Below are 15,014 nucleotides of genomic sequence, written 5' to 3' on the forward strand. Positions count from 1 at the left end.
GACAACGCGCTCGGGCGGCAGCTGACCGAGCTGGAGCAGTCCCAGCTTCCATACGCCGCGGCGCAAGCCGCCAACAAGGTGGCCTACGAGATCCGCGAGCGCTGGAAGCGCCAGGCACCGAAGGTGTTCGACCGCCCGACGCCGCTCACGGTCAACGCGGCCATGTACCGCAAGGCCACCAAGGGCCAGCCGTACGCCGAGATCTTCATCCGCGACGAGGCCTTCAAGGGCACGCCGCCGGCCAAGTACCTGCTGGCCGAGGTGGATGGTGGTCAGCGTCGCCGGAAGGGGTTCGAGCGGTTGCTGCAGAGCCGAGGTCTGCTGTCGCCGACGCAGTTTGCGGTGATGGGCCGCGGCGCCCAGGCAAACCAGTTCGGCAACGTGCCGGCCGGCCAGGTCACCAAGATCCTGTCCCAGCTGGGCGCCCAGCGGGACGGCTACCAGAACGAGACCAGCGTCAGCCGGAAGCGGCGGCGGGGCAAACGCAACAACCGTGATGGCGAGTACTTCGTGATCACCAAGCGCCGCGGCGTGCTGCGCCCGGGCATCTATGAGCGGATCGGACGCGGATCCGGTGTCCGATCCATCTTTATCTTCACCACCACGGCCGCCTACACGCCGCGCTACGACATCTTCGGCATGGCCGAGGACACCTGGAAGCGGCTGATGCCGTTCTTCCTGAAGCGCGAGCTGGAGAAGGCCATGGAGACCGCGAGGCCGCTGCCTTGAACCAGAGAGCTTTCATGCAGGCCTTCGACGCAGCCGCGTTCGGGGCCTTCCGTGCAGCCGGTGTCGCCGATGCTGCCCACTACAAGGGATCGGCCAGCACGGATGAAGTGCCGTGCACGGTGCTGCTTGACGAGACAGTCGAGCCGTTCACACCGGACGACGTGGCACCTGTTGCGACCAAAATCATCAAGGTCACGCTGCAGCTGGCCGAGGTTACCCCTCGCGCGGGCGGCGTGGTGCGCATCGACGGCACCGGTCGACAGCTGAAGCTGGTGGAGAAGGTCCGCGGCGACGAGTCGACCGCGGTGTGGGAGGTGGCCGATGTCTGACCGCACCCCCAGCCCACGGAAGCAGCTGCTGCTGGCCATGGGAAAGACGCTGCAGCTGATCAGTACAGACAACGGCTACCTGACCAACGCCGGCGCCGGCTGGACGCTGGAACCCGCACCGGGTGACCAGGACACCCAAGTCGTGCTGACGGCCGTGATCGAGAAGCAGCAGCGGGCGGAGAGCCCGTCGAAGGTTCAAACGCACCGCCTGACCACGGTCAGCGTCATCGCCAAGGTTCCCTCCAACACCGATGCGTACCAGCAGGCGCTGGACGACCTGGTGACCGACATCGAGGCGGCCTTGGACAACCGCGAGGTGGCCCGGAACTTCCCTGACGGCATCTCTGTGCCGGTGTACGTCGGCATGGAGCCCCTGATGCCGGAGAAGGCCAGCGCCGGCTGGGTGGGCGTGCTGCTCACCTACCAGTCCCACATCCCCAAGAAATAACCCGCCGCACAGCGGCAACCCAACTGGAGAGCCACCATGGCCGAAGATTACAGCTACCTGGGCAGCGGCATCGTCCTGATTCGCAAGTGGAATAGCAACGAACCCTTCCTCGAGGTCGGCAACGTTTCCGCCTACACCGTCGCGCCCCAGACCACCACCCTCGAGCTGGCCGACAGCCAGAACCCGGGCGGCGGCACGGCCAACAGCGTCGATCGCGTCACCGGCTACAACCTCAACTACACCTTCCACGACTTCAACCCCGAGAACTTCGCGCGCGCAACGCGTGGCAAGGCCACCACCATCGCTGCTGGCACCGTCACCGACGAGCTCGTGGTGGCGACGCCCGGTCGCTTCTCGCCGCTGTCGCGCTTGGCGAGCGAAATCACCGGCGTCACGCCAGCCACCGGTACCGCCACGTACGTGAAGGACAAGGACTACCGCCTCGAGCGCGGCATGCTCTTCATCCCGGCCGATTCGGTCATCGCAGCGCCGTCGTCGGCGGGAACGCCCAACGTCAAGGTGACCTACAAAAACGCCGACCTGGGCCACGTCGAGGCCGCTGTCAACCCGCAGGAGTTCTACGAGATGCAGTTCTACGGCGCCAACGAGGCCCGTGGCGGCAGGCTGGTGCGCATGGTGGCGCACAAAGTGTCCGGCGGCGTCATCGAGAGCATGGGCCTGATCGGCAACGAGTACGGCGCCGGCAGCGTGCCGGGCAAGCTCGTGAAGGACGCCGCTAAGGCCACCGGCTCGGACAAGTCGGCCTACTTCTACTGGCAGCAGGAGAAGTAAGCCATGGCGGATCTGGACGTGATTACCCCGCCGTCGATCACGGTGCCATTCCGTGGCGAGGCCGTGCGTGTAACGCCCCTCCGCCTGCAGCAGATCGGCCCGTTCATCACGGCCAGCCGCACCATCATCGGCCGCGTGGCGATGATGGTCGGCGCTGTCGATGATGCGCCGGCCGGCGCAACCGGCGCGATCCTGCTGGACCTGCTGGAGCAGGACAGTGCCGAGCTTGCCTCGGCACTGGCTGTGGCCATCTGTCCCGAATCGGAGTGGATCCCGGGAGCGGGCTTGGATGAGGCGCTGAGCCTGAAGGCGGCATGGGTCGGCGGCGGCACCCTGGACGAGATCGCGGACCTGCTGTCGGCCGTGGTGGGCCTGAACCGGGATTTTTTCGCCCATCGCCTGCGGAACCTGCTGATGCAGGCCAAGCCGCCGGCGGAAGAGAGCTCGGCCTCGCCGACCTCGCCCAGTACCTGATCGCCCGCGGCCACAGCCGGGCCGAGGTCATGACGTACACCCTGGCGCAGATCAGGGGCTTCACCGCCGCTGCAGCCCACGACGAGCGCGAGCGCGAGCGTGCGCGCCTTGCACACACAGCCAACGCCATCCGAACGGCGATGTGGGCCGACCAGAGCGAATGGCAGGCGTACCAGGCCGAACTGAGCGGAAAGGCCCCTGCGCCGCAGAAACAAGGAACCATGACCCATGGCTGAGCCTTCAGCGAATCTGCGCGTCCGTATCAGTGCGGACCTGGCCGACATCCGGCAGGGCCTGGGCCTGCTCACCCGCCAGCTGCGCGAGGTGCGCACCGAGGCTGCTCGCCCGCTGCCGACGAAGAACAACATCAGTGATCTGGGTATCTCGGCCGGCCAGACCGCGCAGGCGATGCGGCAGCTGCCTGCGCAGTTCACCGACATCTTCACCAGCCTGCAGGGCGGCATGCCGTTCTTCACCGTGCTGGTGCAGCAGGGCGGCCAGATCAAGGACAGCTTTGGCGGCGTGGCGCCGGCGCTGAAAGGCGTCTCGACGGCACTGCTGGACATGGTCAACCCATACACGGTTGCCGCTGCGGCCGTCGGCCTGGTGGTGTTCGCGTGGTACGACGCAGAGCAGCAGGCGCAGGCCTACACGAAGGCCCTGGTGCTGTCTCGCAATGAGGCGGCAGCGACGACGCTGACGCTGGTCGATATGGCCAGGAAGACCAGTGATGCGCTGCAGGTGTCCGCCGGTGCGGGCGCCGAAGCGGCGCAGGCGGTCGGGTCCAACGGCAAGATCGCCGCGCAGAACCTGCAGGCCGTGGCCAACGCGGCTGTGGCCATGAGGGAGGTCAGCGGGAAGGCGCTGGAAGATACCATCGCCCTCTACGCGAAGCTGGCAGAGGATCCGGTCAAGGGCGCGGAGAAGCTCAACGAGCAGGTCAACTTCATGACCGTGGCTCTGTACGAGCAGGTCAAGGCGTTGCAGGAGCAGGGCCGCAACCAGGATGCGGTGACGGTGATCACCCGCGCTGCTTCCGATGAAACGGTGATGGCTCTGGCAAAGGTTCGTGCCAGCCAGAACCCGGTGATCAGTGGTTTCAAGGATCTGTGGGTGGAAGCCACCCGTGCATGGTCCGCGATGCAGGCGAGCGTTGGCCTCGGGCCGGCCGCGGCGCAGATGCAGCACCTTCTGGCGGAGAATCAGCGCGAGCTGGCAAAGCTGAACGCCCTGGCATCCGGTGATCAGCGCGGCCTGCCGCTGGCGAGGAATCCCATCGCCCTGGCTGCTATGGAGAAGTCGATCAAGGACCGGTCGGACAAGATCAAGGCGCTGGCCACCGACCTGATCAAGGAGCGTAAGGACGCCGAGGTGAAAGCCGCAGAGGACGCAAGCGTAGATTTCCTGCAGCGTGCCGATGCCATCGCCGAGTCTCAGGCGAGCAAAGAGCAGAAGAAGAAGGACGAGATCTCTCGGATCAATGGTGAGGCGGAGAAGGTCCGACGCCAGGCCGAAGCCGCTGGCTTGATCGAAGATGTGAAGAAGATCGAGGAGCGGCGCGCTGCAGCTGTCGCTGCTATCGAGAAGAAGTATGCCGAGAAGAAGAAAACTGGCGGCGGCACTGGATCTGCAACGCGCGCAGCTGGGCTGCAAGGTTACAAAGACGACCTGGTGGCTGAACAGGCCCAAATCACCGCCAGCACGCAGCTGCTGCGCGCACAGTTCTCGGCTCGTGAGATTACTGCGGCTGAGTACTACAGCCGCATGCGTGAACTGGTGCAAAGGAACACGGATGCACAGGCAAAGTCGCTGGAACAGCAGCTGGCCTACCTCCAACGGCAGTCTGTCGCTGGCAAGGAAGCCATCGGTGTAAATCGCCAGATCGGTGAGATCGAAGCGCGGCTGACGAAGATTCGAACTGAGGGTGCCAGCGCGCTGCAGGTTCTCTCGACGGAAGAGGCGGCGGCGATGCGGGCGAGGACCAACGTCATCGCCGCCTACGCGAACGCACTGGACGCGAGCAATCAGGTGCTGCAGCGTCAGCTCGCCACCCAAGCCCAGCGAGTGGGCATGGGTGATCGTGAGTACGAAATCCAGCAGCGCATCAACGACGCATACGCAGACCAGGCCGACAAGCTCCGCGAGCTTCAGCTGCAGTTGAATGCGGGCCAGGTGGATCAGGAGACGTTTGAGGCTGAACGGGCCACATTGATGGCCAAGACCCTCGACCGCCTGCAGCTGATCAAGGACGGCTACGAGGATCTGCGCCTGGCAGAGGGCGACTGGTTGGCCGGCGCCAGCGCGGCATGGGCCAACTACCAGCAGGAAGCAGGGAACTACGCCCAGCAGATGGGCGACACGGTCACTACCGTCATCGGTGGGTTCGAGGATGCCTGGGTGCGGTTTACCGAAACCGGCAAGCTGAGCTTCTCGGACCTGACGAAGTCGGTGCTGGCCGACCTGGCCCGGATCCAGATCAAGCAGGCAATCGTGGGCATCGGCAACTGGATCAGCGGCTCCTTCTCGGCGCAGTCCAGCTCAATCAACACCGCCGGCAATTCCGCTGTCACCCAGGGCACCTCGTCCATCAACAACGACCTGTTCCAGCGCCTTCAGCGGAACGGCAAGGCAGACGGCGGATACACCGGCGACGGTGCCAAGCACGACCCGCGCGGCATCGTGCATGCGGGCGAGGTGGTCTGGTCACAGGCCGACATCGCGCGCGCGGGTGGCGTTGGAATCGTGGAGGCGATGCGCCTTGGCCTGCGCGGGTATGCGAATGGTGGCGTGGTGGGTTCGCCGCGCGCTGCTGCAGCGGCAATGGCTCGAGGAGACGTAAACGTCTACATCGACGGTGTGAAGAGCGACTCCAATGGCGTCCAGGCAGAGGTTGGTTCTTCCGGCGACCTCGATATCCGGGCCTCCCTGCGCGAGCTGATGCGTGGCGAGATTCGAGGTGGATCGTTCGACAACGACTTCCGCACCCGATACGGGCTCACCTACAGGGGGAATCGAGGTGGTTGATCTCTACATGCCATCGAGCATCCCAGACCCGGAGAACGAGAGCCTGGAGTTCGCGCCGCACGGTGAGGACGTCATGCGATCAACCATGGGGGCGGGGACGAAGACGCGCCCGGTCCGGACCAGCTCTCTCGAAGCGTTCAAGTGCCGGCTCTACCTGGAGCCGGCGCAGCTGAAAACGTTGCTGGACTTCTACAACATCAGCGCCCGCCGTGTGCTCCCTTTCTACTGGTGGGACTGGCGCTGGTCTGGCGCGGGGCAGAGCCGGGCTATCTACAAGTTCACGGCGCGACCGAGCTACGTCAAATGGCAGGACATGTGGCGGGCGGAACTGAGCCTGCTGATCGTCGCCAGCGTTGAGGGGCAGTTCCTGCTCGACATCCACGACACCAACAACTGGCCGACAACCTGATGCCACGCGTCCTCTCAGCCGCTGCCGCCAGATCGATTCTGGCGGAGGATACGGCCGAAACCTGGCTGTGCCTTCTCACCATCACCCATCCGGATCTGGAGACGATCCGGATCGTCAACAACACCGAGCCCGTGGCACGGGGAAGTACCGTCTGGCAGCCGTACCCGTTCGAAGCATCGTTCCCTGACGACACGGACGACGCGACGCCGAACGTCTCTCTGCGCATCGACAACGTTGATCGCGACATCACCAGGCAAATCAAGGCGCTGCAGGGGCCGCGCCCGCAGGTGCGGCTGGAAGCCGTGCTGGCGAGCCAGCCCAGCGTGGTGGAGATGGGGCCGTTCAACTTCTCCGTGCTGCAGGTGGACTTCGACATCATGGAGCTGGGTGTGCAGATCGGCTACCAGGAAGACTTCCTCAACCAAGGCGTGCCCGCACAGACCTACACGCCGTCCAATTCACCCGGGCTGTTCGTATGAGGAAGTGGATCGGCATCCCGTACAAGGGCGACAAGTTCTGCCGGGAGTTCGCCCGCATGGTGCTGGCCGAGCAGGGCATCCCCATGCCCGATGTGTCGGCACCGGCCGATGCCACTGGCTGGGCCGAGGTCGAGATGCCGGAGCGCTTCGACGTGGTCGTGTTTAACAGCGCAGGCAGGCCGTGGCACGTCGGCGTGTGCATGGGCAGCGGCGATTTCCTGCACGTGGAGCTGGGCCGCACCAGTCGCATTGAGCGTCTTGGCTCCCCTATGTGGGAGGCGCGCATCGGTGGCTTCTATCGATACATGGGGAAGAAAGATGAATGATGTTCCGCTGCACCTGCGGGGGCACGAGTTCGATGCGCCAGGCGTGGTCTACGCCCAGCCCGGGCAGACGCTGCTGCAGATGCTCAAGGCCGCCGCCGGCGGCGCGGAGATCTCCGCCGACATCGTGGTGCGCGTGGGTGGATACCAGGTGCCGCGCGAGGCGTGGGCACGGCTGAAGCCCAAAGCCGGCGTGCGTGTCGATGTGCTGCGGCAGGGCCTTGCCAAGGGCGGTGCGCGGCAGATCCTGGCTGCTGTGGCGATGATCGTTGTGGCGTACTTCGCACCAGGCTGGGGTGCCGCGCTGGCAAAGGGCGCAGGTTGGAGCGCTGCCGCCGGCAACGCGATCGCATCCGGTATCACCCTCGCCGCGTCGCTGGCGGTGAACTCGCTCGTCTCTGTACCGACCGCCGCCGGCGGCGGATCTGAGGCGCAGAAGGCGTGGAACGCGCTGACCGGCAACTCCAACCAGATCAACCCGTACGGGGTCATTCCGCTGGTGCTGGGTGAGCACCGCCTGTTCCCGCCCCATGCGGCCATGCCCTATACCGACGTGGTCGGCTACACCGCCTACCAGTGCTGCATGTTCGATCTGGGATTCGGCGTCATCACCGTGTCCGACATGCGCATCGGTGACACCCCGGTGGAGAGCTTCAACGCGTTCTGGTGGGAGCTGAACTGGCCGGGCTCGGCGCCGGCCAAGCTCTATACCAACGACATTGATGAGCAGGCCGTCAGCGCGACGATGAACAGCGAGGGCGACCAGGTCACGCGCACCACCGCTCCCGGGGTGGACGCCATCAGCCTGGACCTGCTGTTCTCCAACGGCCTGAAGGTGTTCGGCGACTCGCTGGACAAGGGCTGGCCCATGTGGGTGCTGTGGCGGGTGGAGTACCGTGCGGTAGGCACGACTGCCTGGCTGCCGCCACCGACACCGCGGCTGTCGAAGCTGGTCAGCAGCTGGACGCCGGGGGCGAGCGAGTACCCGACCACGGCACCGGGCCCGGGTCTGTTCCTCACCTGGGACCAGACCCGCGACCCCTTTGCCTCCGGCATCGCCTGGGACGTAGCCACTGGCCAGTACGAAGTGCGGGTCACGCGGGTGGCGCGGAAGAACCAGACCAACCGGACGTGGGCAGACGGGGCGATCTGGACCTCCTTCCGCAGCATCCGCTACACCAACCCCAGCACGACCGGCACCCTGAAGCTCAACGTGCGGGTGAAGGGCACCGACCAGCTTTCGGGGACGCTGCAGTCGTTCAGTGTGCTGGCCCAGCCACACATCCCGGTATACCGACGCAGCTCGAACAGCTGGGCGAATGAGATGTCGCGCAATCCGGCGTGGGTGGCCTACTGGCTGATGACACAGAGCCCGGCGCTGGCCGAGCACGTGCCGGCGTCGCGCATCGACCTCAACTCCTTCGCCGACTTCGCTGCGTTCTGCGATGCCAACGAGCTGGAGTGCCGAATGGTGGTGGATGCCCAGCTGACCGCGCGGGACCTGCTGAGCAAGGTGCTGGGAACCGCCCTCGGCGACATCGGCAACCGGGACGGGCGCTACTGCGTGGTGTTCGACCGGAACGTCAGCGAAGCGACGGCGGAGCTGTCCCCCTTGGACATCAAGGAATTCAGCGCCACCCGGCAGTTCATCAAGGTGCCCCACGCGCTGCGGGTGCAGTTCAAGAATCCGCAGGCGGACTGGCAGGATGACGAGATCATTGTTGTCCAAGATGGTTACAGCTACCGCGGCCTCGATGCTCGTGGCCAGGCCTCGACCGAGCCGGCTGCAACGCTGTTCGAGACGTTCCAGCTGGAGCAGGCCATGCTGCCGCAGCAGGCGTGGCGCCTGGCGCGGTATCACTTGGCGCAGGGCCTCTACCGCAACACCGTCTACAGCTTCACCACCGACATCTCCGGGCTGGGCATCGTCCGAGGGGATGTGGTGGACGTTGCCCACGACGTGGCCGAGTGGGGCACGGGCTGGGGGCGAGTGGTCAGTTTGACCACCGGAACCCCCGACGGGGTCGATGGCGCCACCCTGAAGCTCGACACGGAGATCTACAGCGATCCGGCCAAGCTGTACGGGATCCAGACGCGCACAGCGAACGGCGGCAAGCGCAAGGTGAACTGCAGGCCGCACAGCGCCTTCACCGACACGTTCTATCTGGAGAGCAGGCCGGCCGGTACGGCCGCCGGCGATCGGGTGGTGCTGGGCGAGCGTGGGGTCGAGATGACCACGCTGATCATCACCGGGGTGAGGTATTCGGAAGACCTGTCGGCGTCCTTCACCGCCGTGGCTTACGACGCCCGTGTTGATCCCTACTGGAAGAACCCGCCGGCGGAGATCATCAGCGAGGTGAGTGGCCGCAACTATGGCCTGCCGGCGGTGCCGCAGGTGACCGTCGCGGTGTCGTCGCCGGTCAACGATGAGGTGGACGACGCGGGCATTCCCACCGCAGTGGTCCGCATCGGCACAGCGCCGCGGCATGGCTACGCCACAGTGACGGAGGCGCTGTAATGTCGGTTCCAATCGCCTCGTACGAACTGCGCTTCCGCGCGGTCGGCGCCCCTGACGCTGCCTGGCAGTACCGCAGCCAGGTGGCGGGTGCGGTGTTTGTTGTGCGCGAGCTGCAGCGCGGCACGCCCTACGAACTGCAGATGCGCTCGGTCGGCACCAACGGCCGCGCATCGGCCTGGGTAGATGTCGCGGTCGACGTGCCGGATACCAACCGGGTGGGCGCTGCGGCGCTGCCGAACATCGGCAATCAGCAGTCGATGTGGGACATGACCACATCGGTGACCTTTGCCGCCTCCAGCGACGCTGCAGGCGCCTCGGTGGCCACCATCAGCGTGACGGCCGGAACGTTGATCATCGGTTCTGTCCAGGTCTCCTACGCCGCCAGCAGCGCCACCCTGACCGGCACTGCCGGGCAGAAAGTCACCGTGTACCTCTACTACGTCGATCCGCAGCTGGCCGGTGGCAGCCGGCAGTTGATGCTGACCACGAACATCGTGGAGACAGCCAACGCCAACGGCAACGTGGCAATCAGCTCCCTCCAGATCACCTTCCCGGCCGCAGGTTCCTCTGGCAGCGGTGGCGGCGGAATCGGTGGCGGCGGCGGCAGTGGCGGTTCCAGAAATCCTGCGTTTGAGGAAGTTCCGCTATGAGCTATGTGAAGAGAGAGGGCTTGCCGGTCGCCGAGGGCGAGACGGCGGTCGAGTTGGATACCGGAGAGCTGGTGGCTGTGGTGTGCACGCGCACGCTGCTCGGCGGACAGATCCTGTTCCGTGGTCAGGCGCGCGCCGTGACCGCCGAGGGAGCGCCCGTGGTCGGCGCTGATGGGTTGCCGATCGCACGGGAGTTCCAGCACACCGATCCGAGGCCGGGCAAGGCTGATGAGGTGGCCAGGGACGTCCTGCTGGCCCTGCTGGGCGAGCCGCCGGAGCTGGTTGCCTGGTCTGCGCAGGTTCTGCTGGACGTGAGCATTCGCCAGGCGCTGCAGCTGGCCAACATCAACACCGGGGCGGTAGATGCGTCCGCGGTTCTGTAAAGGGGGAAGCCTATGAGCACACTTGATGGCCGCGATATTGTTCCAGGTGCAGATTTGCCCCTTCGTGCACCAGGTCGGCTAGACACCGTCGTTGGTGTGTCGAGCCCGAGCCGGGCGCTGTCCAACTTCAAAATTGCGGACATGCCGCCATCTGATCTCGTTCGCAGCGAATTGGATGCACTGAGAGATGGCCAGCAGGTTGGGGCGATCGCGGAATCATCGTGGTCGCGACTGATCACATCTGAACCCGGTCTCAGCGCTCCGGTTGGATCTGCTGCTGAGATTTCACCCGAGAATGACGCTGGATCTCACGTTGATCCGATCAAGCCGGGAAATCAGATCGTGCCTAATGCGGGCAGGTTTGTTCGGCGCAATACATCTGCCACCGGGTGGGAGTTCCTTTCCGCGAACACCCTGGCCTCGAAGGCAAACAAGGCCGACTTGGATGAGGTCGTGGCCACTGGCGTTCTGGACATCTTTGACCAGAGCTATCAGACCGGGGACTACCTCACGTTCGCGGTTCCTGATGCTGCAGATCCGAGTCGGCGCCGCCGTCTGGGTCGTTTCCGCGGAAGTGACGGTGCACTGGATGTCAAACTGGCCCTGTCGGTAGACGGGAGGTTGCCGCTGGGGGCCGGCTCTATCGAGATGACCGACGAGTTCGGGGATGATCTCGAGATCGTTCGGACGCGAAACGGCCGCGTGGTGCGGCGAGTGCTCGCCGACGGCACGGTCGTCAACTATGGGAAGGGGCAGGGCAGCGATACGCCTGCTGAAGTGGCTCAGGCCCGTGGCACCACCGCAAGCCTTTCGGACCGTCTGAGTCCGACTATTCGGGCTGACGGACTTCCTGCAGATCCGATCTACAACGGGCATACCCTGAGCGAGACCAGGCGCCTTGTCCAGGCGCTGCGTGCTGGCATCGCGGGAAGCCAATTGGTCATCTCCACGATCACTGATTCATGGGGTGACAACCGGAGCTACTGGCTGGAGCGATACAGCCTGCAGCTCAAGGCTCAGTTCGGGAATGCCGGCGTGGGTTTCATGCCGGTCGAGCGGGGCGGTCCTGACACCCTCGCCGGGACACTGAGCCGCACAGTCGGATGGGTCATTGCGAACCGCACAACGCCCGGGCCTGGCCTTGTTTCCGCGACATCCAGCGCTGCTCTGGAGCGGTTCACAATCACCGGTGGCAAGGGCGATAGCGTGCGCATGTGCTACCTCGGCGGCACCGGCGGCGTGATGCGATACAGGTACGATTCTGGTTCGTGGACGACGATCAACTTAGACGGTGTTGGCACCCAGTATGTGCAGTTGGGAACGCCGCCTGCAGGGGTGTGGGCGATGAACGTCGAAGTGGTGTCGGGGAACTGCACGATTTATGGATTCGACGTGAGGGACACTGCGGCTCTGGGCGTCAGAATCAACAAGCTCGGTGCAGGCGGGTCTCGGCTCTCCGAGTGGGTATCCCAGGACCTTGCGCAGTGGGCCGCAGGCTTCTCGCCGCTGGGCTCAAACCTGGTGGTGGTCCTGTTCGGTCCGAACGACGCCTACAACTACTCCGCCGCGGCCTACGCGGATTACGCAGCTACGCTGATTGATCGTATTCGGTCAGCATCGCCTTGGGCGGACATTGCGTTGGTTTCCCCGCCGCAGAATCTCGGCACCGCTACGGTGACTCAGAAGCAACAGGCCTACGAGCTTCGCAAGGTCGCTGCGGCGAAGCGCTGTGTCCACGTGGATCTCCAGCCGTTCTACGGCGAAACCACGGCGGCCTATGACGGCAGTGCCCGCAACTACATCAACCTGGCTGATCCGCATCACCTGACCGAGCGCGGCGGCTGCATCCTTTCAGAAATCATGCTGCGTCTTACCGCCTGGAGCCAATAGCAATGACGCTTGTAATCACGACTGATGTGCTTTCATCGGACGAATCTTTGCCGCTGCTGGAGCGCGACGATTTTCTGTACGGTGCGAACGGCGGCGCGCATGTGTTCGACCTGTCCAATCGGTGGTGCTTCCCGCGCCAAGGGCCCCCGAGCAACGGTGATCTGGTCAACGATCTCGCGATCGGTGGCGCGTATGGTCGAGTAGCTGTCAGTACCGGAGCTGCGATTGGCTACGACGGGAAGGGGTTGGACTTCCATGGGGTGAACGCGTCACCCAACGGCGTGGTCATGCCTGGCAATCCCCTGGCTTCGCTGGGGAGCAACCAGAACTTCCTGCTCTGTGCCTACGTCAAGGTGCCCACGCTCGCCGAGTGGCTGGAAGGCAATGGGCCGATGCACATTTTCGTGGGCGATGCCGCGTTCCAGGCGCAGGCTACGGAAGAGCAGCTGCTCCAGATGGCGTTCGTCGCGACGACTGCAGGTCCGCAGATCTGGATCCGGCGCCAGACTGCAGTTGGTCAGAACTTCGCTCAAATCACGTTCAACCCTGCGGAAGTGCCGCTGGGTGAGGTTGCGCAGATTGCCGCTTGGCGCACAGCAGATGGGTTTTTCGGCCGAATCCGTAGCGCGACGAAGAGCGTGTCGAAGACGGTCGCGAGAGGTGCTAACAACACCGCGAACCTGGCCGACAACCAGATCTTGTTCGGCCGCGCTTCAATTTCGTCGAGTACTGCCAAGACAACTAGCCACATCATCTATCGAGGGATGTTCGAGAACCTCGATGTGAGCCAGCGCGATGCTGCGGCGGTGTTGGATGAGGACTACGCTCGAAGCATCTCTGGCAGCGCGTTCCGATAGACACTGGCGCCGGGAAGAATAAGATCTGATCAACCGAGCGGCTGCAATAGCCGCTCTGTGTTGTTACGCGGCGTATTGACTGCGCGATCGACGCGATAGGCCTCCATGGCCGGGGGCTCGCTGGCCAGAAGCAGGGCCATGGCATCTTCGGAGCTTGCGGCCATCCAGTCATCGATCTGGCCGGCCTGCAGCCACACAGGCATGCGATCGTGGATGTCCGCCGACACGCCGCTGCTGTCGCCGGTGATGATGGTGAAGGTGCCCAAGTTTCCATCGGGCAGGAGCGGGCTGGCGTCTTCCCACAGGCCGGCCGCCAGCAGCGGCCCGCCTGCGTAGATGAACCACGGGTCTTTTCCGCCGTCCTCCGGGTTTTCCGACCACTCGTAGTAGCCGGCCATGGGGACCACGCAGCGGCGCTTCTTGAACGCGGTGCGGAAGGCCGGTTTGGTGGCCACTGTCTCGATGCGTGCGTTGATGGTTGAACCCTGCAGGCCCTTCGCCTTGGCCCAGAAGGGCAGGAGGCCCCAGGCCATCCGGGTGACCTGCCGACCTTCGCCGCGGTCGAGAATGATTGCGGCGCGCTGGGTAGGGGCCAGGTTGAAACTGGGCTGGATCTCGGCAAAGCCCGGGGCGAGGTCCGCCAGGTCGGGCAGGCCGAAGTCGATAACGGGGAGCTGGACGAAGCGGCCGCACATGGCTTGATCGTAACTCGAGGCCATGTGGGTCCGGTGTGCACGGGGTCTGGAACCCGCGAACGAGGCTCACTCAAGCTTTGCCGGCAAAAATGAACTTTCTCGGGCTTGACTGCGCAGCCTTTACAAGCAGGTCAAGACCGCCTAGTCGCGGCGCCGATTGCATGACCCTTGCGCTGCAAGGGATTACCAAATTTCACTACATTTGGCGTTGACGGCCCCCATCACCCCCACTATCTTTTGGCCGTCGCCTCCAGACACGCAAGCGCACCAATTGCAAGAGCTGGGGGTGGCAAAAAGAAAACGGCCCGAGGTTCCCTGGAAAGAATCCCTCGAGCCGCTTATTACCAGAACCGCAGTTGTGCACCGCGGCTGCTCTACGAATCGCTACCAACGATTCACAGAGAGCAATTCAGGCATTTCCTAAATTAGGCAATGACTAATTGCTGTTGGCGATCATAGCGTTTTGCTGGCGAACGTCAACCGGCTCAAGTTCACATTCTGCTCAACTCGAGCAATGAACAAATGAGCAATTACATCGGTAAAAACGCTGTATTCACGGCAGGTAAGGCCGTGAAACGCGCTTCCCTTCACGCCGCCGACTCTGCCTTTCAGGCACCTGTAGGCATAGCAACCATCGTCAGCAATTCGGCGTCCCATGATCTGCCGGAGGAATGGCTGCTGGCGGCGCCGGTAGCCATCTTCGCGGATGGGGTCCGGTTCTTCACGCCTACCGAGCTGGGACGTCGGCTCGGCATCTCAGCTCAGCGCTTCAACCGCCTGCTGAAGGATCATGGCCTTCAGGAGAAGCGCGATGGCCAGTGGTGCCCGACTGAGGCCGGAAAGGCCTTCAGCGTGCTGCTGCAGGTCCACAAGAAGCAGCTCGCTGGCACGGACGTGCAGCAGCTGAAGTGGAAGGAGAGCGTGCTGGATCACCTGGACGACCCGGCCTGATCCACACCCCTGCGGCCGCCTTCTGGCGGCCGTAGGCTTGAACCCAGACGAGTGCCTGCCGCC

At 64.3% G+C, this 15,014-nt stretch carries 17 protein-coding genes; 16 read left to right on the forward strand and 1 reads right to left on the reverse strand.

The annotated features are described in order from the left end of the window. The 15 genes from N5D45_RS14070 to N5D45_RS14140 all read left to right on the forward strand — a co-directional run. Positions 1-729 (forward strand): hypothetical protein (locus N5D45_RS14070; RefSeq protein ID WP_279939141.1); only part of this gene is annotated, 729 nt, incomplete at its 5' end. Between the two features lie 14 nt (positions 730-743). Further along, on the forward strand, positions 744-1,058 hold the full coding sequence (locus N5D45_RS14075) for a hypothetical protein (protein WP_279939142.1): 315 nt from the start codon (positions 744-746) through the stop codon (positions 1,056-1,058). Continuing rightward, positions 1,051-1,506, forward strand: a complete 456-nt coding sequence (locus tag N5D45_RS14080; protein WP_279939143.1) for a hypothetical protein — start codon at positions 1,051-1,053, stop codon at positions 1,504-1,506. Before N5D45_RS14075 ends, N5D45_RS14080 begins: the two co-directional genes overlap by 8 nt. A gap of 36 nt (positions 1,507-1,542) precedes the next feature. Further along, on the forward strand, positions 1,543-2,298 hold the full coding sequence (locus tag N5D45_RS14085) for a hypothetical protein (protein WP_279939144.1): 756 nt from the start codon (positions 1,543-1,545) through the stop codon (positions 2,296-2,298). Between the two features lie 3 nt (positions 2,299-2,301). Then, on the forward strand, positions 2,302-2,772 hold the full coding sequence (locus N5D45_RS14090) for a hypothetical protein (protein WP_279939146.1): 471 nt from the start codon (positions 2,302-2,304) through the stop codon (positions 2,770-2,772). Positions 2,773-2,801: 29 nt separating this feature from the next. Further along, positions 2,802-3,008 (forward strand): hypothetical protein, encoded by a 207-nt coding sequence (locus N5D45_RS14095; protein ID WP_279939147.1) that lies wholly within the window; start codon positions 2,802-2,804, stop codon positions 3,006-3,008. Beyond that, a complete protein-coding gene (locus N5D45_RS14100; RefSeq protein WP_279939148.1) occupies positions 3,001-5,796 on the forward strand; it encodes a phage tail tape measure protein in 2,796 nt (931 codons plus the stop codon). Before N5D45_RS14095 ends, N5D45_RS14100 begins: the two co-directional genes overlap by 8 nt. Next, a complete protein-coding gene (locus tag N5D45_RS14105; RefSeq protein WP_279939149.1) occupies positions 5,789-6,205 on the forward strand; it encodes a hypothetical protein in 417 nt (138 codons plus the stop codon). Before N5D45_RS14100 ends, N5D45_RS14105 begins: the two co-directional genes overlap by 8 nt. Further along, positions 6,205-6,684, forward strand: a complete 480-nt coding sequence (locus N5D45_RS14110) for a DUF1833 family protein (RefSeq protein ID WP_279939150.1) — start codon at positions 6,205-6,207, stop codon at positions 6,682-6,684. The genes N5D45_RS14105 and N5D45_RS14110 overlap by 1 nt, the downstream gene beginning before the upstream one ends. Beyond that, positions 6,681-7,010, forward strand: coding sequence for an NlpC/P60 family protein (locus tag N5D45_RS14115; protein ID WP_279939151.1), 330 nt, complete (start codon positions 6,681-6,683; stop codon positions 7,008-7,010). The genes N5D45_RS14110 and N5D45_RS14115 overlap by 4 nt, the downstream gene beginning before the upstream one ends. Beyond that, positions 7,003-9,525: a phage tail protein gene (locus N5D45_RS14120; RefSeq protein WP_279939152.1), complete on the forward strand. Its 2,523-nt coding sequence runs from the start codon at positions 7,003-7,005 to the stop codon at positions 9,523-9,525. The genes N5D45_RS14115 and N5D45_RS14120 overlap by 8 nt, the downstream gene beginning before the upstream one ends. Continuing rightward, the gene (locus N5D45_RS14125; protein WP_279939153.1) at positions 9,525-10,175 is read left to right on the forward strand and encodes a hypothetical protein; all 651 of its coding nucleotides are present in this window, start codon (positions 9,525-9,527) and stop codon (positions 10,173-10,175) included. The genes N5D45_RS14120 and N5D45_RS14125 overlap by 1 nt, the downstream gene beginning before the upstream one ends. Further along, the gene (locus tag N5D45_RS14130; protein WP_279939154.1) at positions 10,172-10,558 is read left to right on the forward strand and encodes a hypothetical protein; all 387 of its coding nucleotides are present in this window, start codon (positions 10,172-10,174) and stop codon (positions 10,556-10,558) included. The genes N5D45_RS14125 and N5D45_RS14130 overlap by 4 nt, the downstream gene beginning before the upstream one ends. A 12-nt stretch (positions 10,559-10,570) precedes the next feature. Further along, on the forward strand, positions 10,571-12,448 hold the full coding sequence (locus N5D45_RS14135) for a GDSL-type esterase/lipase family protein (RefSeq protein WP_279939155.1): 1,878 nt from the start codon (positions 10,571-10,573) through the stop codon (positions 12,446-12,448). Positions 12,449-12,450: 2 nt separating this feature from the next. Continuing rightward, positions 12,451-13,305 carry a hypothetical protein gene (locus N5D45_RS14140; RefSeq protein WP_279939157.1) on the forward strand — a complete coding sequence of 285 codons (855 nt, stop codon included), beginning with the start codon at positions 12,451-12,453 and terminating at the stop codon, positions 13,303-13,305. A 29-nt stretch (positions 13,306-13,334) separates the two neighbouring features. Here N5D45_RS14140 and N5D45_RS14145 read toward each other — a convergent pair whose 3' ends face one another. Next, on the reverse strand, positions 13,335-14,000 hold the full coding sequence (locus tag N5D45_RS14145) for an SOS response-associated peptidase (RefSeq protein WP_279939206.1): 666 nt from the start codon (positions 13,998-14,000) through the stop codon (positions 13,335-13,337). Between the two features lie 522 nt (positions 14,001-14,522). Here N5D45_RS14145 and N5D45_RS14150 point away from each other — a divergent pair. After that, on the forward strand, positions 14,523-14,951 hold the full coding sequence (locus N5D45_RS14150) for a hypothetical protein (RefSeq protein WP_279939158.1): 429 nt from the start codon (positions 14,523-14,525) through the stop codon (positions 14,949-14,951). The last annotated feature ends 63 nt before the right edge of the window (positions 14,952-15,014 follow it).

The organism is Stenotrophomonas sp. GD03819 (genome assembly GCF_029841665.1).
GTDB lineage: Bacteria > Pseudomonadota > Gammaproteobacteria > Xanthomonadales > Xanthomonadaceae > Stenotrophomonas > Stenotrophomonas geniculata.